The 22,599-nt window shown below is 60.9% G+C and carries 22 protein-coding genes and 1 tRNA gene; 13 read left to right on the top strand and 10 right to left on the bottom strand.

The genetic code is table 11. From position 1 onward, the window contains the following. The first annotated feature begins 72 nt into the window (after window positions 1–72). Window positions 73–1,104 carry a DUF3137 domain-containing protein gene (locus tag QNI87_RS02210; RefSeq protein ID WP_300593343.1) on the top strand — a complete coding sequence of 344 codons (1,032 nt, stop codon included), beginning with the start codon at window positions 73–75 and terminating at the stop codon, window positions 1,102–1,104. 10 nt (window positions 1,105–1,114) lie between these two features. Here the strand turns inward: QNI87_RS02210 and QNI87_RS02205 are convergent, their stop codons facing one another. Continuing rightward, entirely contained in the window at window positions 1,115–2,290 is a 1,176-nt protein-coding gene (locus QNI87_RS02205) for a carboxynorspermidine decarboxylase (protein WP_300593340.1), read from the bottom strand. A 28-nt stretch (window positions 2,291–2,318) separates the two neighbouring features. Further along, window positions 2,319–2,849: a Crp/Fnr family transcriptional regulator gene (locus tag QNI87_RS02200; RefSeq protein ID WP_300593337.1), complete on the bottom strand. Its 531-nt coding sequence runs from the start codon at window positions 2,847–2,849 to the stop codon at window positions 2,319–2,321. A gap of 51 nt (window positions 2,850–2,900) precedes the next feature. Between QNI87_RS02200 and QNI87_RS02195 the strand changes: the two genes are divergently transcribed. Next, the gene (locus tag QNI87_RS02195) at window positions 2,901–3,638 is read left to right on the top strand and encodes an SDR family NAD(P)-dependent oxidoreductase (protein WP_300593334.1); all 738 of its coding nucleotides are present in this window, start codon (window positions 2,901–2,903) and stop codon (window positions 3,636–3,638) included. Then, window positions 3,635–4,294 (top strand): VTT domain-containing protein, encoded by a 660-nt coding sequence (locus QNI87_RS02190; protein WP_300593331.1) that lies wholly within the window; start codon window positions 3,635–3,637, stop codon window positions 4,292–4,294. The genes QNI87_RS02195 and QNI87_RS02190 overlap by 4 nt, the downstream gene beginning before the upstream one ends. Here the strand turns inward: QNI87_RS02190 and QNI87_RS02185 are convergent. From QNI87_RS02185 to QNI87_RS02170, 4 genes are all read right to left on the bottom strand, one after another. Further along, on the bottom strand, window positions 4,284–4,949 hold the full coding sequence (locus QNI87_RS02185) for an isoaspartyl peptidase/L-asparaginase (RefSeq protein ID WP_300593328.1): 666 nt from the start codon (window positions 4,947–4,949) through the stop codon (window positions 4,284–4,286). The genes QNI87_RS02190 and QNI87_RS02185 overlap by 11 nt on opposite strands. Next, window positions 4,901–5,305, bottom strand: a complete 405-nt coding sequence (locus QNI87_RS02180) for an isoaspartyl peptidase/L-asparaginase (RefSeq protein ID WP_300593324.1) — start codon at window positions 5,303–5,305, stop codon at window positions 4,901–4,903. The genes QNI87_RS02185 and QNI87_RS02180 overlap by 49 nt, the downstream gene beginning before the upstream one ends. Window positions 5,306–5,377: 72 nt before the next feature. Next, the gene (locus tag QNI87_RS02175) at window positions 5,378–6,484 is read right to left on the bottom strand and encodes a DUF5694 domain-containing protein (RefSeq protein ID WP_300593321.1); all 1,107 of its coding nucleotides are present in this window, start codon (window positions 6,482–6,484) and stop codon (window positions 5,378–5,380) included. Beyond that, window positions 6,484–7,695 (bottom strand): saccharopine dehydrogenase family protein, encoded by a 1,212-nt coding sequence (locus tag QNI87_RS02170; protein ID WP_300593319.1) that lies wholly within the window; start codon window positions 7,693–7,695, stop codon window positions 6,484–6,486. The genes QNI87_RS02175 and QNI87_RS02170 overlap by 1 nt, the downstream gene beginning before the upstream one ends. A 246-nt stretch (window positions 7,696–7,941) precedes the next feature. On the opposite strand from QNI87_RS02170, the gene QNI87_RS02165 reads away from it, so the two are divergent. The 5 genes from QNI87_RS02165 (at window position 7,942) to QNI87_RS02145 (ending at window position 11,898) form a co-directional block, all read left to right on the top strand. Continuing rightward, complete coding sequence (locus QNI87_RS02165) at window positions 7,942–8,913, top strand: pyridoxal-phosphate dependent enzyme (RefSeq protein WP_300593317.1); 972 nt, start codon at window positions 7,942–7,944, stop codon at window positions 8,911–8,913. 84 nt (window positions 8,914–8,997) lie between these two features. Then, the gene (locus QNI87_RS02160; protein ID WP_300595287.1) at window positions 8,998–10,212 is read left to right on the top strand and encodes a DUF3419 family protein; all 1,215 of its coding nucleotides are present in this window, start codon (window positions 8,998–9,000) and stop codon (window positions 10,210–10,212) included. Next, window positions 10,212–10,862 (top strand): methyltransferase domain-containing protein, encoded by a 651-nt coding sequence (locus QNI87_RS02155; protein ID WP_300593314.1) that lies wholly within the window; start codon window positions 10,212–10,214, stop codon window positions 10,860–10,862. The genes QNI87_RS02160 and QNI87_RS02155 overlap by 1 nt, the downstream gene beginning before the upstream one ends. Window positions 10,863–10,944: 82 nt before the next feature. Next, window positions 10,945–11,400: an MAPEG family protein gene (locus QNI87_RS02150; protein ID WP_300593311.1), complete on the top strand. Its 456-nt coding sequence runs from the start codon at window positions 10,945–10,947 to the stop codon at window positions 11,398–11,400. A 12-nt stretch (window positions 11,401–11,412) separates the two neighbouring features. Then, window positions 11,413–11,898 carry an MAPEG family protein gene (locus tag QNI87_RS02145; protein WP_300593308.1) on the top strand — a complete coding sequence of 162 codons (486 nt, stop codon included), beginning with the start codon at window positions 11,413–11,415 and terminating at the stop codon, window positions 11,896–11,898. A gap of 12 nt (window positions 11,899–11,910) precedes the next feature. Here the strand turns inward: QNI87_RS02145 and trxB are convergent, their stop codons facing one another. Continuing rightward, window positions 11,911–12,882: a thioredoxin-disulfide reductase gene (gene trxB / locus QNI87_RS02140; protein WP_300593304.1), complete on the bottom strand. Its 972-nt coding sequence runs from the start codon at window positions 12,880–12,882 to the stop codon at window positions 11,911–11,913. Window positions 12,883–12,969: 87 nt separating this feature from the next. Then, complete coding sequence (locus QNI87_RS02135; RefSeq protein ID WP_300593301.1) at window positions 12,970–13,761, bottom strand: tyrosine-protein phosphatase; 792 nt, start codon at window positions 13,759–13,761, stop codon at window positions 12,970–12,972. Window positions 13,762–13,906: 145 nt separating this feature from the next. Between QNI87_RS02135 and QNI87_RS02130 the strand changes: the two genes are divergently transcribed. The 3 genes from QNI87_RS02130 to QNI87_RS02120 all read left to right on the top strand — a co-directional run bounded on the left by QNI87_RS02130 (window position 13,907) and on the right by QNI87_RS02120 (window position 17,768). After that, window positions 13,907–14,368: a response regulator gene (locus tag QNI87_RS02130; protein WP_300593298.1), complete on the top strand. Its 462-nt coding sequence runs from the start codon at window positions 13,907–13,909 to the stop codon at window positions 14,366–14,368. Between the two features lie 165 nt (window positions 14,369–14,533). Then, the gene (locus QNI87_RS02125; protein WP_300593295.1) at window positions 14,534–16,696 is read left to right on the top strand and encodes a TonB-dependent receptor; all 2,163 of its coding nucleotides are present in this window, start codon (window positions 14,534–14,536) and stop codon (window positions 16,694–16,696) included. A 40-nt stretch (window positions 16,697–16,736) separates the two neighbouring features. After that, entirely contained in the window at window positions 16,737–17,768 is a 1,032-nt protein-coding gene (locus tag QNI87_RS02120; protein WP_300593292.1) for a DUF6607 family protein, read from the top strand. A 132-nt stretch (window positions 17,769–17,900) separates the two neighbouring features. On the opposite strand, the gene QNI87_RS02115 is transcribed toward QNI87_RS02120, so the two are convergent. After that, window positions 17,901–19,151: a Xaa-Pro peptidase family protein gene (locus QNI87_RS02115; RefSeq protein ID WP_300593289.1), complete on the bottom strand. Its 1,251-nt coding sequence runs from the start codon at window positions 19,149–19,151 to the stop codon at window positions 17,901–17,903. Between the two features lie 261 nt (window positions 19,152–19,412). Between QNI87_RS02115 and QNI87_RS02110 the strand changes: the two genes are divergently transcribed. Further along, a tRNA-Leu gene (locus tag QNI87_RS02110) sits at window positions 19,413–19,499 on the top strand. 267 nt (window positions 19,500–19,766) lie between these two features. On the opposite strand, the gene QNI87_RS02105 is transcribed toward QNI87_RS02110, so the two are convergent. Beyond that, window positions 19,767–20,966 (bottom strand): hypothetical protein, encoded by a 1,200-nt coding sequence (locus tag QNI87_RS02105; RefSeq protein WP_300593286.1) that lies wholly within the window; start codon window positions 20,964–20,966, stop codon window positions 19,767–19,769. 686 nt (window positions 20,967–21,652) lie between these two features. Between QNI87_RS02105 and QNI87_RS02100 the strand changes: the two genes are divergently transcribed. Continuing rightward, on the top strand, window positions 21,653–22,591 hold the full coding sequence (locus QNI87_RS02100) for a phytanoyl-CoA dioxygenase family protein (RefSeq protein ID WP_300593283.1): 939 nt from the start codon (window positions 21,653–21,655) through the stop codon (window positions 22,589–22,591). The last annotated feature ends 8 nt before the right edge of the window (window positions 22,592–22,599 follow it).

Here is a 22,599-nt window from a genome sequence, read left to right as displayed (position 1 = left end):
TACTAGGGCAAACAGGTTAAAGGAAGGCGATCCGCCCGGCGCGGCTGTCGAAAGCGGATCAGGAGGGGGCGAATGCGAGCGGATGTCAACGCGCTGATGGCCGGTGAACTGGGCCAATGGCTGGCGGACCAGTCCGCCATGCGCGACGCCGCGCGCGAGAAGGCGCGGTGGCGCTGGACCTGGGGGGCGGCGCTTGCGATGATACCGCTCGCGCTGGTGTGGTTCGGGCCGAGCGGTCTGGGGGCCTTTCGTGCGATCGTGACGATGGCGGCTGTCGCAGGTGTTGGCGTTTGGGGCTATTTGCCGATCGCCCAGGCGACGAAGGCCATCAAGGTCGGGATCAATTCCGGCATCGCCAAGAGCCTTGGCATTTCCTACGCGCACGACGTTGAGGCTGGCGCGGAATTCGAGGCTGCAAAGACCTACGGTCTGGTGCCAGGTTACGACCGCAAGAAGCTGGAAGATCGATGGTTTGGCCGGCTCGAAAATCACCGCTTCAGCCTTTATGAAACGCATCTGGAAAGAAGGCGCGGCAGCGGCAAGAACCGGCGCTGGGTAACCGTCTTTCGCGGCGCCCTGATCGACATGGAGTTTGGCCGCGATTTTCGCTCGACAACGCTGCTTCAGCGCGCCGGGAAGCATCGCAAATGGCTTGGGCTTGGCGGCGCGAAGGACGAGGTGAGCTTTGCCGGCCATCACCTTGCGCGGGTCGATCAGGTGCATCCCGCCTTCGAAGACGTGTTTGACCTTTACAGCGACGATCCGGTCGAAGCGCGGGTTCTCGCTCACCCCTCCTATGTCGAGCACCTGCTTGCGCTGGAGCGCGCGTTCAAGGGCGATGCCGTGCGCGCGCTGTTCCATCGCGGCGAGGTGGTCATCGCGGTTGAGAGCGGCAAGCTGTTCGAAAGCGGGTCCATCATCGAAGAGGACGATCGGCGCAAGGTCGAAGAGGCGGCGGAACAGTTCGGGAGCCTTGCCAAGCTTGCCCTGGCGATCAACCAGAACGAGCGCGGGCGCGCGATCGGCTCGGCTGGCCCCGATAACGCGCGCGCTCTGGACGCGGCCACGGGCGTTCACCGCAGCGCCTTCGGCCGCAAGCGCTAGCGCTGGCGCGTCAGCTCAACCGGTCGCGAAAATCCTCGTATTCGAAGCGCTTGACGCATTCGAGCGCGTCGGTCTCTGAGTCCCACAGCCACAGGCTCGGCAATTGCACCCCGTTGAAAGTGTTGGTCTTCACCATCGAATAATGCGCCTGGTCGAGGAAGGCGAAGCGCGCGCCCGCTTCGGCGGGCACCGGCAGCCGGTATTCGCCGATCACATCGCCCGCCAGACAGGACGGGCCGCCCAGGCGAATGGGCACGCTGTCGTCCGTGAGCTCGCCCAGCATGGCCGGACGATAGGGCGCTTCAAGCACGTCGGGCATGTGGCAGGTCGCGCTGATATCGGTGATGCCCACAGGTCCTTCGTTGAACATCGTATCGAGCAACGTGCCCACCAGAATGCCCGCGTCCAACGCCACCGTTTCGCCGGGTTCGAGGATGATTTCAGCGCCGGTATCCTCGGCGGCGTCCTTTAGAAATTCGACCAGTTCCTCGCGCTCGTAATCGGCGCGGGTGATGTGATGCCCGCCGCCCATATTGATCCATTTGAGCTGCCCGAAATAGGGCTCGATCGCGTCGAACACCCGGTCCCACGTCTGGCGCAGCGGCTCGAAGGTCTGCTCGCACAGATTGTGGAAGTGAATGCCCTCGACCCCTTCCATATGCTCCTGCGTCAACTGATCGAGCGGGAAGCCGAGCCGCGAGCCTGGCGCGGACGGATCGTATTTGGGCACCTCCCCAGTGGCGATCATCGGGTTGATCCTGAGGCCCACCGAGACATCGCCGCCAGTGGTCGCGGCATGATCAAGGATCAGCGCGGCGCGCTTCATTTGCCCCGGCGAATTGAAAATAACGTGATCGGAGAGCCGGCACACTTCTTCGAGATCTTGCGGCTTGTAGGCGGCACAATAGGTCGCGATCTCGCCGTCGTAGAATTCGCTCGCCAACCGCGCTTCCCACAAACCGCTCGTCGAAACGCCATCAAGATACTCGCCCAGGATCGGCGCGGTCGACCACATCGAAAAGGCCTTCAAAGCGGCGAAGATCTTGCAGCCCGCTTCGTCGCGAATGTCGGCCAAAATCTGGCAATTGCTCCGCAACTTGGCCGCGTCCACGACAAAAGCGGGCGTATCGACACGCGACAAGTCGAAATGGGCGAACGCGCCCGGATCACCGGCTTGGGTCTGCATTGGGAATTGGGCTCCGACGAAAGCGAGATTATCTGGACATGCGCCGCCTGATCCGGCTGAGAGCCTGCGGTGTCACGCCGATATAGGCCGCCATATCGGCCTGACTCACGCGTTCGACAATACCCGGCATCTCCGCGAGCAAGATGGCGTAGCGTTTTTCGGGCGACAGGCTCAGCAATTCGTATTCGCGACGTTCCTTGCGCTTGCCATAGGTTGAAAGGAAAGCAATCAGCGCATTGGCAAGCTCTATATCGCTTTGGGCCGCTTGTTGGACGGTGCTGTAAGGCAAAGCCACCGCGAGCGAGGCCTCGATCGCCTGCAGGCTGAAAGAGCACGGATCACCATCGACAAGCGAGACCATGCTGCCGATGATCGAGCCCTCCGGAAGGAAAGACTTGATGTGCTCCTTGCCATCGACGCGAATGTAATAGGCCTTGAGCAGCCCGGATTTCACCATGAAGACCCGCGAATCGTGCTCCCCTTGTGCGAACAGGTGATCGCCCGGTTGCAGCTCGATCTCGCGACCATGTTCGACGACAAGTTCCTGAAATCGCGACAAATGAACCTCGGTTAATTACGGCGAGCCCGAACACGGCAATAGCCCATAGCCATGAAACTTGACCAGAAAATCATCGTCATGACCGGCGGCAGCTCCGGCATCGGGCTCGAATTGCTGCGCAGGCTGGGTTCGAACAACACCGTCATCAACCTGTCCCGTTCGGCACCGCCAGAAGGGCTGGTCGCGAACCTTCGGTATTTCACCCAGATCGAGACGGACCTGTCCGATGCCGCAAGCGTTGCCAGCGCGATTGCGCAATGCAGGCAGCGGTATTCTCAAGGGATCGATGGCCTGATCAATTGCGCCGCGGTGCAGTTCACGCCGAGATTCACCGACTCGCAATTTGCCGCGTCGACCATCGCGACAGAGATCGCGATCAACCTCACCAGCCCGATCGAGATAATTGCGGGGCTGCTCGAAGCCTTGAGGCGTCGTCCCGAGGCTTTCATCCTGAACGTCAATTCCGGGCTTGGCCTCGTCCCGAAGCGCGAGTCCGCGGTCTATTGCGCCACCAAGGCAGGACTGGACAATTTCTCGCGCGGGCTGCGGGCGCAACTCGAGGGGACCCAGGTTAGCGTGTTGCAGGCTTTCCTGCCGCTCGTGGATACGCCGATGACCGAGGGCCGCGGCACCGGAAAACTGAGCGCGCAAAGCGTGGCGGACAGCATCATCGGCGGGATCGAGAAGGGCGTAGCGGACAACGATATCGGCAAGGTCAAACTGCTGCGCGCGATTAACCGCCTCTCGCCCTCGCTCGCGAACCGCATCATGCAAAAAGGTGACGCATGAAGACCCTGCTCAAGGTGATGCTCACGATCGCGCTTGTCTTTGCATCGACCTTTGTGCTCGGCCGTATCCTGGGCATCCTGACCGAGGACAACGTCCGGATATGGCTTGAGACGGCAAGCACCCTTTCTGCCTGGACGGTGATGGCGGTGGTTATTGCGCTGCTCTTTATCGATCTGTTCGTGGCTGTGCCCACGCTGACCATTGTCATTCTGGGCGGATACTTCCTCGGGTTCGAGCTGGGGTTTCTCGCGGCGATGGCAGGCTCGGCGCTCGCCGCCTTTGTCGGGTATGCCATTTGCCTGAAGTGGGGCGAGGCCGCCCTAGCGCGGGTCATTCGCGATGAGGTGCAGCGAAGGGAAATGCGGATCGCGTTCACCGCGCATGGGCCTGGCATGATCCTGCTTGCGCGCGCCGCCCCGATCCTGCCGGAGGTAACCGCGTGCATGGCGGGGATGACCCGCATGCCGTTTGCACGCTTCGCGCTGTTCTGGGCCCTCGGGACTACGCCCTATATGGGGATCGCCGCCTACGCCGGGTCGGTCAGCTCGCTCAATAACCCCATGCCGGCGATCTACGCGGCTCTCGGGCTATACGGCGCAATGTGGCTGGGCTGGTTTGTGTACCGCCGGCGGTGGATGGACCAAGCTAGCGTGTAGGCTGCGGCGAAACCCATATCTTTGAATTGCCGCTCGCATCGCGCACCGAATAGCTGAAACCACCATCATCCCAGCCCGCCTGCGCGCCGCCATGCTGGCCATCGACGCCAATCGCGGCAATGCCTCCACCGAACTTGTAGCCACGATCAGTGATCCGCTTGAGCGCGGCCTGGCAGGCAAGATCGGGCGGCATGCCCTGCCGCATCAGCTCGACCACCTGGTAGCACGGCAGAAAGCGCATCATCACATCGCCATTTCCGGTGGCAACCGCGCCGCCCACCTCCTGATCGCCGTATGCGCCCGCGCCGGGGATCGGGCTGTCACCAACGCGCCCGGGTATCTTGAACTCGCGCCCATTGGTGGAGCAGCCGACGCAGAGATTACCCGCCGCATCCAATGCAATGGTTCCAACCGTGTCGTGGCCGCGCAATTCGTCTTTGTCGAAAGGTTCGGGGTTGAAGGCGTCGGTGGGCTCGCCCTTGGCTGCCCATTCCTCCCAGCGGGTTTGCGAGCGGACATTGGTGAGCGAGGTTTCGGTAAAACCCATGCGCGCGGCGAAACGGGTCGCGTCGTCGCCCACGATCAGCGTGTGCTGGGTCTCCTCCATCACCTTGCGCGCGCGACCGAGATCGCTCGCTTGACGCGCTTTAGGCACCCTACCCCGCCCCAGTCATGCGTTGGTCCCCAAAAGATGGTGGCATCGAGCGTTGTCTCGCCAACCTCGTTGGGCACGCCGCCATAGCCGACCCAATACTCATCGGGCAGAAGCTCGACATAGTTGATCGCCTTTTCGACCGCGTCGAGCGCCGAGCCGCCGCCTGACAGGATCGGCCAGCCTTCCTCGTTAGCGCCGGGGCCAAAGTCCCAGGTGGTGAGGATGAAGGGGCCGGAGGCCTTGCCCGATGCGGCGCCTGTCGCCTGTGCTGAAAGCCGCGTGGTGGCGGCTAACCCAGCCCCGGCACCGGCGACCCCGATGAAACCGCGGCGGGAGAGAATTGCGTTTCTCTTCATCTCAAGTGGAGCCCTCGGCGATGGTTCGTAAGCTTTGTTTTGTCACGGCCAGACGGTGATCAGGAACGGCCGCTATCCCTGAGGATCGATGTCAACTGAAAGCAAAGCCTGAGTATCAACGCTTCGAGTATCCAGCGAAACAGCGAGCAATTCATCGAGGAAGGGTTTGTGCCCGGCACCGATCAGAACCAGCACTCGCTCGCCAGGCCGCTTTGCACTGGCCCGTCGGATGTTGGCCGCGATGCGCAAATTGCGTTCATCCCAATTCGATTGACGAACACGGCCCGTGCGATTGGCAAAATCCACACGGTTGAACAGGTCAAACTGCGCGGTCACGTCAGCGCGTCCGAACTCCTGGCTGTTCAGGAATGCGTAGAGAGGAAGCAGGTTTTGCTGCGCTAACGCTTCTCGAGTGATGCCGTCTTGTGTCGTGTAGGGGGGACGCTGTGTCACGCTGGCCGCTTCCGGATCCGCAACAAGGCCATCCTGCAGATCGTCGACAACAGCAAGGTAGATGTCTTTGTCCAGATGGCTATCGATCGGTGCAAGCGATGAAAGGTCGAGCGCCCGCGCGCTTGCGACAGCCACGCTCACGCGTTCATTCGCCGAGGCCGCCAGTTTGGCGAGATAGCTCGCGACACTCTGGCCAAGTCCAGCCTTGCTCTCAGCGTCCCAGTAAAGAAGCGCCGTTTCAGGTCGATAGGCAGCGAGCGCGTTCAGGATACGCACTTGCCGCTGATCCGCATCAAGCGACGATGGCGGTGTGGTCCAGCCTTCGACAATCGCCTGAGCCTCAAGCGCAGACAATCCAGTCGCCTGCTGCGCTTGTTCTGCCTGCAAAAGGCGCTCCTCACCGACAAACGCGGCCACAACTTCGCTGTAAGCCTCGTTCTGTCGCATCGCCTCGATCTCTTCAGGCGGAAGCGCTTCAATCCCGATAACCGACGGTTGCCATGCAACAATCCGCTCAACAACGGGCGAGACAAATTCGGGCTTGAAGCCATCGATCGCTCCCAAGTGCGGTGTGGCAAGGATGGCGAACGCCGCTCGCTCGGCTTCTGGACGCGAAGAAGCCTCGGCAACTCGACCTTGTGCATGTGCCGCCACCACGCTTCCAAACGTCATCGTCAAAGCGAAGAAGAGCGAGGCGAGAAGAGCGACGAGGCTTGCCAGTCTCATCAGAAATCCACCGGCCCATCCAGCTCCTTTACCTGCCATGGCAGGCCTTGCTCGCCCAGCATCGCCATAAAGGGATCAGGGTCCATTTCTTCCATGTTGAAGACGCCCTCTCCGCTCCACACCCCCTGCACCATCATCGCCGCGCCGATCATCGCCGGCACACCGGTGGTGTAGCTCACCGCCTGGTTGCCGGTTTCCTCATAGGCGGCTTCGTGGCTGCAAATGTTGTTGATGTAGAAGGTCTTCTCGCCCGAACCGTCCAAAGCCTCGCCGGTCGCGATCACGCCGATATTGGTGTTGCCCTTGGTCGTTTCGCCCAAGGTCTCCGGCTTGGGCAACACGGCGGCGAGGAATTGCAGCGGAATGATCTGTTTGCCCTGATACAGGATCGGCTCGATCCCCGTCATGCCGACATTCTGGAGCACGGTGAGGTGCTTGATGTACTCATCGCCAAACGTCATCCAGAAACGAGCGCGTTCGATCTCCGGGTTGAACTTGGCAAGGCTTTCCAGCTCTTCGTGATACATCAGATAGGCCTGACGCGTGCCCACCGCTTCGAAATCGAACGGGCTGGAAACCTGCATAGCGGGCGTTTCGACCCATTCGCCATTCTCCCAGTGCCGCGCGGGCGCGGTGACTTCGCGAATGTTGATTTCCGGGTTGAAATTGGTCGCAAAGGCCTGGCCGTGATCGCCGCCATTGCAGTCCAGGATATCGAGCTGGCGAATGGTCTTGAGCTTGTGCTTCTTGAGCCACATGGTGAACACGCTCGTCACGCCCGGATCAAATCCGCTGCCGAGCAGAGCCATGAGACCGGCGTCCTTGAAGCGGTCGTGATAGGCCCATTGCCATTTGTATTCGAATTTCGCCTCATCCTTGGGCTCGTAATTCGCGGTGTCGAGATAGTGCGCGCCGACCTCGAGGCACGCGTCCATGATCGGCAGATCCTGATAAGGCAGCGCGAGATTGACCACCAGCGACGCCTCGACCTTCTTGATCAGGTTGACCATGGCCGGGACTTCTTCGGCGTCGATCTCGTGGGTCGCGACCTCGACCCCGGTGCGATCTTTCACCGCCGCAGCGATGCTGTCGCACTTTGATTTCGTGCGGCTGGCGAGGTGGATTTCCGGGAAAATATCGGAACTCATCGCCATTTTGTGGACGCAGACCGAGCTTACGCCCCCCGCCCCGACTACCAGCACTTTCGACATCCAACGGCCCTTTCCAATTCGAATCTTGCGCAGCTCCTAGGGCAACGCGCTGTCGGTCTCAAACGATCCGGCGTTTCCTACGTCCGCGCTCCCGTCTAGACCCGTGGACATGACACGCCATTCGAACCATCCTTCGCAGCCTCTTCGCCGCTTCTCGACGGGGTCTCCACCGCACCGGTTTTTTCGGCCCAGGACAGTGTTCCATGTGTTCCAGGCGTTCTGTACATACGACGAACGGAGCGAGATATGGACATGAACGGGCAGCGCAAGCCGTCGCATCAGGGCACCTTGGACGCGGCGCGAAGCGTCTCGACAATCCTGCGCATGACGCCGCTGCTGCCGGTCGAGATCGGCGGAGTGGAATGCTTCGTCAAAGCCGAGAACCTGCAACCGATCGGGGCCTTCAAGATTCGGGGCGCGTGGTGGCGGTTGTCAAACCTGTCCCGCGCTGAGCGCCAGGCCGGAGTGGTCGCGGTCTCTTCGGGCAATCACGCGCAAGGGGTGGCCTGGGCAGCGAAGCGTCTCGGCATAAAGGCAACGATCGTGATGCCGCGCGATGCTCCCAGAGTTAAGCTCGACAACACCCGCGCGCTCGGGGCCGAAGTGGTGCTCTATGAACGCCCGGGCGAGGATCGTGACGCGGTGGCCGCTCAGGTGATCAGGGAACGAGGGGGCACGTTGGTGCACGCCTTCGGCGATCCGTGGGTGATCGAGGGCCAAGGAAGCGCCGGGGTCGAGCTTACCCAGCAGATCGGGGGCGGCGGCCCAAGCCGGATCGTTGCATGCTGCGGCGGGGGAGGCCTCGCGGCGGGCCTTGCCCTCGCCTGCCCCGCGGCGGCCATCCACATCGTCGAACCAGAAGGCTGGGACATGATGGGGCAAGCGATTGCCACGGGCGCGATCGTGCAGGCGGGCGAGGACGCGCTGCGAACCATTTGCGACGCGCTGCAACCCACGGCGACCAAGCCGGTCAACCTCGAAGTGTTGAAAGGGCGCGCGCAGCCCGGGATCACGGTTACCGACGATGAGGTGCGCGCCGCGCAGCGATGGGCCTTTGCGCGCCTCCAAATGGTGCTCGAACCCGGCGGCGCGGCGGCTTTGGCGGCGGCGCTGAGCGGCAAGGTGACATTGGACGCGCGAAGCGTCATCATGTTGACCGGAGGCAACGCCGATCCCAAAGCCTTCGCCAAGACGATCGCTGAACACACACCCGCGTGAGCCAGACTGTGGAAAGCGTCACACATCAGACACGCAGCGCGCATAGACACAAGGTTTAGCATCGTGACAAAGGCCCCCGACAACATGACCGTTCAGCCCAAGCGTATCATCGCCGACGCAGTTGTTCGCAAGGACGCAAGCGCCAAGGACAAGCTGCTCGACAAGGCGTTCGCGCTCGCCTTCAACGGCCTCGTCTACGCGCAGATCTGGGAAGACCCGGTGGTCGACATGGAAGGCCTCGCCATCCAGCCTGACAGCCGCGTGATGAGTATCGCCAGCGGATCGTGCAACGCGCTGTCCTATCTGACCGCAAACCCCGCAAGCGTGACCGCTGTCGATCTCAACCGCGCGCATGTGGCATTGGGTCAGCTCAAGATCACCGCGATCAAGCATCTGCCCAATTACGAGCGTTTCCAACGCTTCTTCGGCCACGCCGACCACAAGGAAAACAAGACCGTTTATGAGCAGATGATCGCGCCGCACCTTGACGCTGAAAGCCGACGCTATTGGGAAAAGCGCGATATCAAGGGCCGCAAGCGCATCAGCTACTTCACCAAAGGCATCTACAAGCGCGGACTGCTGGGCAACTTCATCGGCCTCGCGCATCTGTTTGCGAAACTCTACAAGGTCGATCTTGCAAAACTGCTGGAGGCCCAAACCCTGGAAGAGCAGCGCGAGGTTTTCGAGCGCGAGCTGGCGCCGGTCTTCGACAAGAAGTTCGTGCGCTGGCTGACCGACCAGCCCGCCTCGCTTTTCGGTCTTGGCATCCCGCCCGCCCAATACGCCGAACTTGCGGGCGATGAGCGTATGGCCGAGGTGCTGCGCCGCCGCCTCGAAAAGCTCGCCTGCGATTTCGAGATCAAGGACAACTACTTCGCCTGGCAGGCCTTTGGCCGGGGTTACGCGCGCGATATGGACGCGCCGCTCCCGCCCTATCTCCAGCGCCGGAACTGGGAGATCATGCGCGAGCGGATCGAACGGCTGAATGTGGTGCGCGCCAATATGGTCCACTGGATCGGGGACCGCGACGAAGCGTCGATGGACCGCTTTGTGCTGCTCGACGCGCAGGACTGGATGAATAACGACCAGCTGGACGAGCTGTGGGGCCGGATCACGCGCGCCTCGCGGCCCGGCGCCCGGGTGCTGTTCCGCACGGCGGCGGTGCCGACCATGCTTCCGGGACGCCTCGACAACGCGATCCTCTCGAAGTGGTGCTATCTCGAAGAGCCATCGGCGGACCTCACCGCGCGCGATCGCTCCTCGATCTATGGCGGTGTGCACGTCTACGAGCTCGCCTGATGGTCTCTACAAGCCAGAAGGCGGGCCACGCGGCGCTGATGGACAGCGTCTACAAGGGCCAGCGTCACATCTATGACCTGACGCGCAAGTACTACCTGTTCGGGCGCGATTCTCTGATCGAGGGGCTGAACGCGCAGCCTGGGATGCGCGTTTTGGAAGTCGCTTGCGGCACCGGGCGCAACATGGCCAAGATCGCCAAAGCGTGGCCGGGCGTGCGGCTCTACGGGCTCGATATCTCGCAGGAAATGCTCAAGAACGCGCGCAAGGCGTTGGGCTCCGATGCCGTCCTGGCGGTTGGCGATGCGTGCGCGTTCGACCCGCAAGAGCTGCTGGGCGAAGATGGGTTTGACCGGATCATCCTGTCCTATTCGCTCTCGATGATCCCCGATTGGGAAGGCGCGCTCGAACACGCTGCGGCGCAATTGGCACCGGGCGGCGAGCTGCATGTCGTTGATTTTGGCGATCTGTCCGGGCTGCCCTCCCCGCTGGAGAAAGCTCTGCACGCCTGGCTCGCGAAATTCCATGTCGAAACCCGCAGCGCGCTACCCGAGCTTTGCGAGCGGATCGCGGCCGCGCGCGGGCTCACACATTGTTCGCAACGCGGCAAGCTGGGCTATTTCCAGCTGCATGTGATGCGCGCAGCGCGCTAGAAGCCGCCATGGTCGGTTGCAATTGACAACCGCTTCGCCCTCTCGCAGGGAGCGGGACGAGTGGATTTAGGGGTCTCTTTGTATGCAAGCGCAGATGCTCGCACCCGCTGCGGTGCTCGTTTTGTGGACCATCATTGTCTTGTTCTGGATCATCCCTTCGCGCTTCGGAGCAATCGCCAAGGTCCAAGACAAGTCGAAGCTTCCCGGCAAAGCGGGCGTTCGCGGCGCCGATCTTGAAGGGGTCATTCCGGACAAAGCCAACTGGCCCGCGCACAACCATACGCATCTGCACGAACAACCCACGCTGTTCTACGCCGCGGTCGTGATTCTGGCGATCATGGGGCCGAGCGCCGCAGACATCTTTGCCGCGTGGATCTATGTCGGCCTTCGGATCCTGCATTCGTTCTGGCAGATACTCATCAACACGATACCGGTGCGCTTTGCACTCTTCTTGCTGAGCGCGCTTGCGATGACCGTTCTGGCTGTACGGGCAGTGATCGTCACCGTCTTTGCGGATCCCTCCGCGCTGCCGACCTGAGCGAGCGCATTCATGAGAGAAAGCATCATCCTTATGGGCATGGACATCCTGCAACCCGTCGTGGCTCTGATGATCTGGACCATGATCATCTGGGCGTGGATGTACGCGACCCGGCTTCCGGCAATGCAGCGCGCGCAAATTGAGCCCGACGAAGCGCAGAAGGCCACGCTTCTCGATCAGAAGCTGCCGCCGCAGGTCCAGTGGAAGGCGCACAATTACAACCACCTGCACGAGCAGCCGACCGTGTTCTACGCGGTCGCCATCGTTCTGGCCATCGTTGGAGCCGGCGACGGGATGAACGCATTTCTCGGCTGGATCTATGTCGGCCTGCGTATCACGCACAGCCTCGTCCAGGTGACGGCCAACAAGGTCATCGTGCGTTTCGTTCTCTTCGCGATTTCCAGCCTTGTGCTGATCGCGCTCATCTTCAACGCCGCGATGATCGTCTTCGGCGCGGGCACCGAGTTGCAGGGATCGAACTTCATCCGAGCCGCGTGAGGCGACCGGCGCCTACTCCGCCGCTTCGGCCTCTGCCGGAGTGTCCTCCAGCGTCGCCAGGTACCGCTCACCGTCGAGCGCCGCCATGCAGCCCATGCCCGCCGCCGTCACCGCCTGGCGGTAGACATGGTCGGTCACGTCTCCGGCTGCGAACACACCGGGGATCGCCGTTTTGGGCGTGCCGGGCTCGACATCGAGGTAGCCCGCGTCATCCATCGCCAGTTTGCCCTTGAACAGCTCGGTCGCGGGTGCGTGGCCAATCGCCACAAAGGCGCCATCGACCTCGAGCGTTGAGGTCTCGCCGGTCTGCGTGTCCCTGAGCACAAGGTGATGGAGCGATCCATCCTCACCCGCCACGAAGTTTTCTACCGTCTTGTTCCACAGCGTGCTGATCTTGGGCGACTTGAACAGCCGGTCCTGCAGGATCTTCTCCGCGCGAAGCTCGTCGCGGCGATGAATCAGCGTCACATCGTCGGAATGGTTGGTGAGGTAGAGCGCTTCCTCGACCGCCGTGTTGCCCCCGCCAATCACAGCCACCTTGCGACCGCGATAGAAGAAACCATCGCAGGTTGCGCAGGCCGAGACGCCCTTTCCGCCCAATTCCTGCTCGCCCGGAACGCCCAGCCACTTGGCCTGCGCGCCCGTGGCGATGACAATGGTGTCGGCGATATACTCATCGCCGCTGTCGCCCACCGCGCGGAACGGAGAGCCGCCTTCGAGATCGACCGAGGTTATGATGTCGTACATCATGCGCGTTCCGACATGCTCGGCCTGCGCCTTCATCTCCTCCATGAGCCACGGGCCCTGGACCACGTCCCGATAGCCGGGATAGTTCTCGACATCCGTCGTGATCGTGAGCTGACCGCCCGGCTGAAGCCCTTGGACCACAATCGGCTCAAGCATGGCGCGCGCTGCGTAAATCGCTGCGGAATAGCCTGCAGGACCGGAGCCAATGATGAGCATTTTCGTGCGGTGGGTTGCCATAGATCGTCTCGTAGGGTTCGTGTTTGTGTGCCTGATGCATTCGTGGCGCGCATATGGGGGGCGCCCTCGCGGTTGTCAGCCCCAGCCTTAGCCGATGTAGCGCTCGCGCAGGCGAGCTTTCCTTGTCTCATCCACACCTAAAGTATCAGCGAGGTAGGTTTCGAGCGAACCGTATTCGCGATCGACCGTTTGGAAATAGGTGGCGATATATTCAGGCCGCACATTCATGAGGTTTTCGACCGCCTCGTCTTCGATCCCCGCGTAGACCTCGCGCATGCGCGGGAGCGACTGGCGCTCGAGGATGTGTTTGGTTGGCGCCTCATTGGTGCGCAGAAACTCGGTGATGACATCGTCGCGGTGAACGCCCAGAACATGAAGCAGCAGGCTCACCGCAATGCCAGTGCGGTCCTTGCCGGCAAAGCAATGCACAAGGCTGCCCCCGTCGCGGCGCTCCAGCGCTTCGAGATAGCGCGAGAACATCGCGACCATAGCCGGGTTGACCGGCATTCGCGTGTAGACCGCGATCATCCGGTCAAAGGCGCGCTGCGCTGTCATGGTGACGGGTTCTCCATCGCCCATATGCGGCGGCGAATTCGTGGTCTCGCCGGCATAGGCGAGGATGTCAGCATCGAACGCGTCGTGTCGCCGACAGGGAAACTTCTCACGCTCGCTAAGCCCGCGAAGATCGATGATCGTGCGCACGCCGAGATCGTGGAACGCTTCGAGATCGGCATCGGTCGCGTCGCGGTGCTGGCCCGAGCGCCACAGCCGGCCGCGCTTTACCCGCCCGCCACCGCTCACCGTCCATCCGCCGTAATCGCGCAGATTGTGAATGCCCTGGGTAGGGACAAACGAGTCGGATTGGTTGTCTCGAATCATGGGTGCCCGTCTGCAGCGCTCAGCCCGCGACGGCAACGTCAAAGTAGGTAGTGCCAACGGTGTCGGTGCCAAGATGGCTTTGGTAAGCGCGCGGGTAACCATACATCCTGCCCCCGACCTCGAAACGGACGAAAAAGAACACACCATGGCCCGTATCCTGATTGCCGATGACGACGAACTAATTGCCGAACTCGCCTCGGAGGCGCTGATCGATGTCGGTCACGCATGCGGCTGGGTCACCACCGGCGAAGAGGCGTGGGAAGTCGCGCACCGGAGGCGCCCCGATCTTCTTCTGCTTGACCAGGACTTGCCCGGCATGTCCGGCGTCACGCTTTTGAGAAAGCTGCGCGGAAGCCCGCAGTTCTACGACCTGCCGGTCGTAATGTTTACAGGCATGCACGGCGCGCGGGATGAAGAACAAGCGATCTACGCGGGTGCGCAGGACTTCATTCGCAAGCCCTTTGATCCGGCCTATATGGTCTCGCGCATCGCGAGGGTTCTGGCCAAGCGGGCGAGCCGCCCGGCGCATATGGATCTCAAGACCAACGTCCTGCGCGAAGCTGGGCTTCTGCGCGACCGCACAGCGGGTCCGCGCCGCGTCGTGTGATCGCGCGTGCATTGCGTGAGCGAAACGCGCGTGCGCCGATGCCAGGCGTTACTTGCAATTGAACTTGCAATTAATTCGCATTTTCTCTTGAGCTGCTGTTGACAATCATTCTCATTCGCATATTGAGGCTTCCTCTTGTGAATCATTCGCAATTAGGGATCCGTCTTGAGCACTCGATTTCGCACTGTCTCGCGCCTCGCTCTCACCGCGGCGCTCAGCGCCAGCAGTCAGCTTGCCCTCGCCCAGCAGCGTGAGGCCGACGGCGAGCTGGCCGAACCGCAAGACCCGGTGATCACCGTCCTGGCCACAAGGAATCCGACAACCGCGTTCGATTTTCCCGGCCAGGTGACCGTGATCGAACGCGAAGTGATCGACGATTTCAACGCCAGCAGCTTGCAGGACGTGTTTGTCGCGATTCCCGGCGCAACGTTCGAGAGCGGGCCGCGCCGCACAGGCGACGCGCCGTCGATCCGAGGGCTTTCGGGCAACGGCGTCCTGATCTTCCAGGACGGCGCGCGCCAGAGCTTCATTTCGGGCCATGATGGCCGCTTCTTCCTCGACCCCGAACTCGTTCAGACCATCGAAGTCGTGCGCGGGCCCAGCTCGGCTCTTTACGGCTCGGGCGCGCTTGGCGGAGTGATCGCCACCCGCACGATCACCGCGGACGATATGCTCGACGAGGGAGAGCGTTTCGGCGTTCGCCTGAACACCGGGTTCCAAAGCGTGAACGATGAGTTCCGCGTTGGCGTAACCGGCGCGGCGCAATCCTCCGATGGCGTGTGGGACGCGCTTGGAAACGTCACCTATCGCGACTCCGGAAGCATAGATCTTGGCAACGGCACCACCCTTCCCGCCGATGACGAGATTGTCTCGCAGCTTTTCAAACTGACCGCGCGGCCCAGCGACGCGCTCGAAATCACCGGCTCCTTCGCAAGCTACAACAGCGATTCGACAGATCCCAGCAACCCGCAAGGCAACAATCTGGCCGGACCCGATAACGAGCTCGTCTTTCGCGATATCACCAGCGAAACCGCGCAGATCGGCCTCAACTGGAATCCCGACACCCGCTTCATCGACCTCAATCTGGTGGGATACTACACCAACAATTCGGTCGAAGAGGATGAGGTCTCCAGTGACCGTATCGCGGACCGGCAGGTCGAGACGATCGGCTTTCTGATCGACAACCGCTCGCGCTTCGATCTGGGGGGTGGCTCTGACCTTACCCTTACCTATGGCGGAGAGTATTACCGCGATGAGCAAACCGGGATCGACACCGACACGGTGGATGGAACCCGCGGCGGCGTGCCGGACGCAGAGACCGAGTTTGTCGGTGTCTTCGCGCAGGCCGAGCTGACCCTCGCCTCGCTCGGTCCCATTCCCGGTGAATTAAGCGTCATCCCCGGCGTTCGCTGGGATTCGTTCCAGTCGACCTCCGAAGACGACAGCTTCGAGATCGACGACGATGCACTTTCTCCCAAGATCGGCGTTTCATACGAACCAATCCCGCAGCTGCTTTTCTTCGGCAACTACTCGCTGGGCTTTCGCGCGCCTTCGTTCAACGAAGCGTTCGCGGACGGCGCGCACTTCGTCATCCCCGATCTCTCCGCGCCCGCCGGCCCGATGGGGCCAAGCTTTGTGACTAACACCTTCGTCGGCAACCCCGATCTCGAAGCGGAAGAGTCCGAAACCTACGAGTTCGGGATAGGCCTCCAGCTCGACAACCTTGTGAGCGGTGGCGACCGCTTCTCGGTCAAGGGTTCGTATTACAACAGCCAAGTCGACAATCTGATCGGCCTCGACGTGAATGTTCCCGCCGGCTGCTTTGTCGCAAGCCCGTTTGTCCAACCCTGCGGCTCCGGCCCGGAATTCGGCAACACCAGCCAGAACGTCAACATCCGCAACGCGAAGATTGACGGCTTCGAAGTCGAGTTTTCCTATGCCTCTGACTACTTCTACGCGCGCGGAAACTTTTCCAGCATCGATGGCGTGGACGAAGATACAGGCGAGTTTCTGGAAGGGGTGCTTCAACCCGACACGCTGTTCGTCGATGTGGGCACCCGCGTCGGCGACAGCGGTTTTCGTCTCGGCCTTCGCACCATCTACGCGGCCACGTTCGACGAGGTGAACGAACCACAGGACGTGCGCGACGATTATGTCGTCAACGATGTCTATCTGGTGTTCGAACCCGAAAGCGGCCCGCTCAAAGGCTTCCGCGTCGATCTGGGGGTCGACAACTTGGCGGACCGCGATTTTGAGGTCGTAAACGCCGGAGTCAGCCAACCGGGACGCAACTTCAAGGCGGCGCTCACCTGGTCAAAAGGCTTTTAAGCGCCGCCCACTTGTTGTATATTATTCGCAATAGCACGAAATGGAACTGGGATACGCTGCCATGCTGAAACTATCGAAAACACTCCTTGCGAGCGGCCTTGCCGCCATCGCCCTCACCGCTGCCCCCGCGCCCGCGCTTGCCGATGACCCGATCGTGCGCAGCGATGACGCCGCCAAAGCCGCGTTCGAGGCCGATCGCGAAACGATCCTTTCGATGGCAGGCGATTTCGCCGTCACCTTCGACATGCAGGAATCGACCGCCTGGATGGAAGGCTACACTCCGATCGATAAAAAGGTCTCGGGCGGCTACGAATCGGTCCGCGTGATCGAAGACACGGGCACCAAGATCGTCCTCCAGCACTTGCTGGTCGTGGGCACGACGGATGAACCCTATGTCGTCAAGCACTGGCGCCAGGATTGGCAGTACGAGCCCGAGAAAATCCTCACCTTCTCCGGTGGCGACACGTGGGAGCTGACCGACGTTCCCGAAGCGATGCGGGCCGGGCGCTGGTCGCAGACGGTCTATCAGGTCGATGACAGCCCGCGCTACGCGGGATGGGGCGAATGGGAAGTGACCAACGGCGTCAAGCGCTGGCGCTCGAACTGGACCATGCGCCCCCTCGCCCGGCGCGACGCGGTGCGCGACCCGATCTACGATCGCTACAGGGGCATCAACCGCCACCAGATCACACCCAAGGGCTGGATCCATTGGCAGGACAACACCAAGATGATGCCGGCCGAAGACGGTTCGGGCGAACTGGTCCCGGTGGTGCAGGAATACGTGCTCAACACCTATGAGCGCTTCGACGATTACAACGTTGAGGCCGCGGAGGCCTATTGGGACAAGACCAAGGATTACTGGGCTGCGGTGCGCGCGAAATGGGACGAGGTGATGCGCGAGAACGGCGGTATCATCATTGCGCAAAACCCGGAAGTGGGCACGACCATTGCCGGAGAGCTGCTCAAGATGGCGGACGCAATCAAGACGGGCGAAACGCCGGCCCAGGAAGCCAGCGCCAAGGCGGTTGCGATGATCGAGGAAGGCACCAGCGCCGCGATGCGCGGCGGCTGAGCGCAGTTTCCGCTCTCGCCCCCAACACGTAAAGGGCTGTTTCCCCCAAGCCCCTTCCAAAGCCCCGGCTCGGTGTCCTGCTCTTCACCGGTCGGGGCTTTTCATCGGAAAGGCTCGCACGGCCCAAGGCGTTCAGCCCATCGGGTGATCGATCGATGGCGCGCGCTTTGTAAAAAGACGCGGACCGTCTTCGGTCATGTAAACGCAGTCCTCGGTCCGCACGCCAAAGCGGCCCGGCAGATAAATGCCCGGCTCGTTCGAAAAACACATCCCCGGAGCGATTGGGGTTTCGTTACCGCGCACCACAAACTGGTCTTCGTGCACGTCCATGCCGATGCCGTGTCCGGTGCGATGCGACAGGCCCGGCAGCGTATAGTCCGGGCCCCAACCCTCTCTTTCATAGTACCGCCGCACCGCGTCATCGATCGCGCCAATCGGCGCGCCGATCCGCGCGGTTTCCATCACGATATCCTGGCCGCGCCGCGCCGTGTTCCAGACCCGGCGATGCTCGGCGCTCGGCTCTCCGTGCACCCAGGTGCGTGAGATATCGGATTTGTAACCGTGCACATCGCAGCCGCAGTCCATGAGGATGATCTCACCTTCGTTCAGGCGGTAAACCTTCTTGGAGCCGTGGGGATAAGCGCTCGCTTCTCCGACGAGCGCCAGGGTAAAGGTTGGCCGTCCGCCGCGCGCCCGGGTCGCCGCCTCCATCAACGCGCTCACATCGCCGCCCGTCATACCCGTCTCGATCTGCGCGTAGGTGTCGCGATAGGCCGCCATGGTGATATCGCTCGCGGCCTGCATCAGCGCGATTTCGCGCGGGCTCTTGATCTGTCTCAGCGCCGAGACGACCGCATTGGCTGAGACCAGCGCGCGATCCGGGGCATCCGACCTGAGGCCTTCGGTCACGAAAAACCGCGTCGTGCGCTCCAGCCCGATCGCGCCTTTTGCCCCGCGGTCATCAAGGACACCGGCAATGCGGGCAAAGGGGCTTTCGTGCTCCTGCCAGGTGCGCACTTCCATATCCACCACCATCAGCTCGCGCAGTTTGCCCTCTTCAAAGGCAGGCGAGACGATGACCGGCGCGCCGGTGGCGGGGATGACCAGCGCGGTCAGGCGGCTGCCCCGTCCCCACGCGAGCCCCGAAAAATAAAGCATCGATGTGCCCGCTTCGACCACGATGCCGGCCATGCCCTGCTGTTGCATGAGAGCCTGAGCGCGCTTGATGCGGTCCTGACGCTCGGCGTTGGAGATCGGCGGCGGAAGAGCGATCGCGCCTTCAGCTTGCGCTGCGAACGCGGGACTGGCCAGGGCCTCGCCGTGCACTCCCAGAGCCGCTGCTCCAAGAGCCGTGTATCTGAGCAGGTCGCGCCGCGTCGTCACTGCGTTCTCCAATTCGCCTCGTCCAACAACTTGCAACGTACACTCGACCAGGATCGACGCGAAATCAATCGTGGTCGCGGTAGATTTGAGCAGTCCCCGGCTCGCTATCGCAGCGTGGCGAAAAAATCGTCACCCGCTGCAAGGGGTCGACCTTAGCGATGGCAGCACCAGGGCGATATTCGGTTGACAGAACGCCGCGAAGATCGCTATCGGCCCGCCCCTACCCGCGGTTCGTCAGCAGCAAGTTGCGACCGCACCCGTGCCCAGATGGCGGAATTGGTAGACGCACCGTCTTCAGGTGGCGGCGCTCGCAAGGGCGTGGAGGTTCGAGTCCTCTTCTGGGCACCATTTCCCTATAAACGTTCAACAAACTCAGTATCTTGGGTCATGTTGCGAAGTATGGTCCACCTTTTCGGCCACCTCAATATTCGCGATGTGGTGTTGCCGCATGGTGTCCTATGTTCAACCCAATCGACCTTCGCAATCCGCCAATTCCGATCTCGCCCGATGCTCGGTAACGGCATAATCTGGGCCGTTTGCAGACTGTCCGCTTGTAGTCGAAAGATACTTGAAAACTGTCATTCGGCTAGCGACCCACCCCCCGACATTCGAGAGCTATGTGCTCTTGTCGGAAAGCAGACCTTCCTCCACCATCTGCGCTATCTTGATAGCATCAGGGATATGACCGCCTCTCAATCGAATTTCTTCACTGGAACCGTCTTGCAGTTCGGTGATCCAACCATTTTCCTGAGACCAGAACTCACCCATCGCCCACGCCAGCACTAGAGCCTGAACCTTGCCATCTTCGGCGAGCACTACCCGCTTCACCTTGAGAGGCATTGTCTCCCAAATGGACCGTAGTCTTTCAAGGTAAGCGTCCCCGTCGAATTCCACCTCTAAAGGTGCATAGCCAACCTCTGCAAACAACCGAACAATCGTATCGCGTGCAGCCGGATCCTCCCCTTCCCTGGGATAGTGGTCACATTGCTGCCAACGCTCATGATAGCAACGGAGATCAGCGAGTAGCCAAGCTCCCGTATCATCCGTTGTCGTTCTAACCCTCTTTCCGCTTCGCAAATGGACCATTTCATTATTCATAAAGAAAAGACGAAATTGCCGAGCAAAATCATCTACTCTGATAAGCTCCATGAATTCGTCAGATTCTGCCATATCGCGTTGCATCTGAGATAACGGCCAGAGGTCGCCAGCCCATTTCTTCTCTTCCTCAATCGTAGCGAGTTCTGCTGCAACCTCCTTATCCGAGGGCAGAAATGGCGGAGGCAGCTCAGAGAGGCGATGAAAAGTCAGGCCTTCCGGTTCGATATCGAAGGTTCCGACCCAGCGACGGCCATCCGGGGTAGGATAATGCCAGATTCTCTGCTCAGCATTTGGAGAAGAACGTGCTCCGAAATTGCCCGCTGCCCATTTACACGCGGGCGCTATGGGCGGGCTGTCTATGAACTCTGGGTAGTAGTAGCCCAGTTCATGACTAAGAAAACTACGCGCGAACCGGAAACTGACCTTGGCGCGCTCAAAGGCTACGTCAAATTTACTCAATTTCACGAACGTTCGTCCATCGGGGTAGCTATCCCAGCTTGCTTGATGATCGCCGTGCCAGCTGACTGGCTTCTCAGGAATGCAGTACTCGGGCGCGGGCAAGTCCATTGAAGCAAAGTGGGATGGTCGATCGGGCTTGTAAGTATCGTCCCGACCGTTGTTGTTTCGCCAAATATTCAGGCCGTTGGGTTCTTCGGTCGAAAACTGTCTTGGCGGCCACACGAACCACAATCCGTCAGACACACGAACCCACTTCATGGGAATTGAATCTCCCCACCGCAGAGTAGGTGTCCAATCGGGCGCGGGATGAATAAAGGCACTGTCCATGGAAGCCCCAATAGAGAAGCGTTTGAGAAAACCGCGTTAACTGGCAACCGCTGGATCTGCATCAGCGCAGATCCAGCGAATATGCCTCGGACCCGTCGCTCTGCGATGGCCACGTAGAATACCCTGACGCATGCGCTTATGCAGCTACGGGGTTGAGCGCCTTATCGGAAGGTTTGACCTCGACCGTTTTGCCCGTGCAGCCAACCGCTACTTAAGAGGAAGAATGACTGGATTCTCGCGTTCCATGCGAGAGTAATGGGGATGTGAAGCGGAAGGTCGGCTCTATGCTCAAGATCACCAAAAGCGGCCTCGTTTCGAAACTCCGTCGGTTAAAGTCTTTGACCAGGCGGGAGAGCAGACACTTTACTGCGCAGTCAATATCGGGCTCGGGTCGTTCACCTGAGCTTGACAGATTTCGCTTGTCAGGGTCGTATGAATTTTCCTATCCTGCTGGATAAAATGATCCGCCGACACATAGAGCAACATAAAATGAGAGCTTCTAAGCATTATAGGCGCAAACCACTCCAGTCCGCCGGCAAGGGCAAGTGCATCGGCCTTCGTCGTGTCTTTCGGGCGGGAATCAACACTTCGGGTTACTCGGTCATGAGGGGAACAGTGTGAGCGTCCGTCATTCTAGGGAACATGTTGAGGCCTGGACCCAAGAAGGCGGCGTTCTCATCGACAGGTTCTTCACGCCTGACGAGGTTGCCGCCGTTCGGGCGGACTTCGAAGCTGTGTTCGGCACCAAATCGAAATCAGAAACGGCTGCAACGTCTACGAAAGGCGACAAGATCGGCACATTCGACCTGGCGCAGTTCACGGGATTGCAGCCGATACCGTTTGATTGCTCGCCCGCGCTGAACCTGATCGGCGTGCATCCAGCGCTCATCAATTTGGCCAAGGATTTCCTGAGAACCGACGCTGTCCATCTCTATCAATGCCAGGCCTGGGCGAAGTTTACAGGGGACGCGGACTATGATCAGCCCTTTCACTGCGACTTTGTAAATCATACGCTGACCGTGCCGTCAGAGCAGGCGCATATGAAATGCGTGACGATTATCTGCTATTTCACCGATGTTACCGAAGCCCACGGGCCAACACACTACGTGCCGAAAAGCCGCGCCGCGCCTATTGCGGCACCCGAGGACACTCTGTCTCTCGGCTCTAGCGATCAAGCTGAAATGCAAAGCGCGCTGAAAGAGGTGGCGGCCTCCGCCGCGTCGCCCGCCGGAAGCATTCTGCCTTACAGCATCGATGTTTATCACCGCGGCACAAATATGACGGCGCCTGATGGCTGTCGCTATGCGGTGATGGCGTGCTTCAAGCGTGCAGGCGATGAGAACATCGCCTTTCATGCGTGGGCCAATGATATTCAGAAGCCTTGGAACAAGATATTCGATCATGCGAGCCCTGAGCAACTCGCCTGTTTCGGCGTGCCGTTGCCAGGCCATGCGTTCTGGAGCGAGACGACACTGAAACGCGCGCAATTGCGGTACCCAGGATGGAATCTGACCCCCTACCGCGACGCCTTGGTTTCGGAACAGACGCCAGCATAAGGACCTCA

It is taken from the genome of Erythrobacter sp. (genome assembly GCF_030066995.1).
Classification (GTDB): domain Bacteria; phylum Pseudomonadota; class Alphaproteobacteria; order Sphingomonadales; family Sphingomonadaceae; genus Erythrobacter.
Note: the sequence above shows the minus strand (reverse complement) of the source record. Positions and strands in the feature narration are given on the sequence as shown.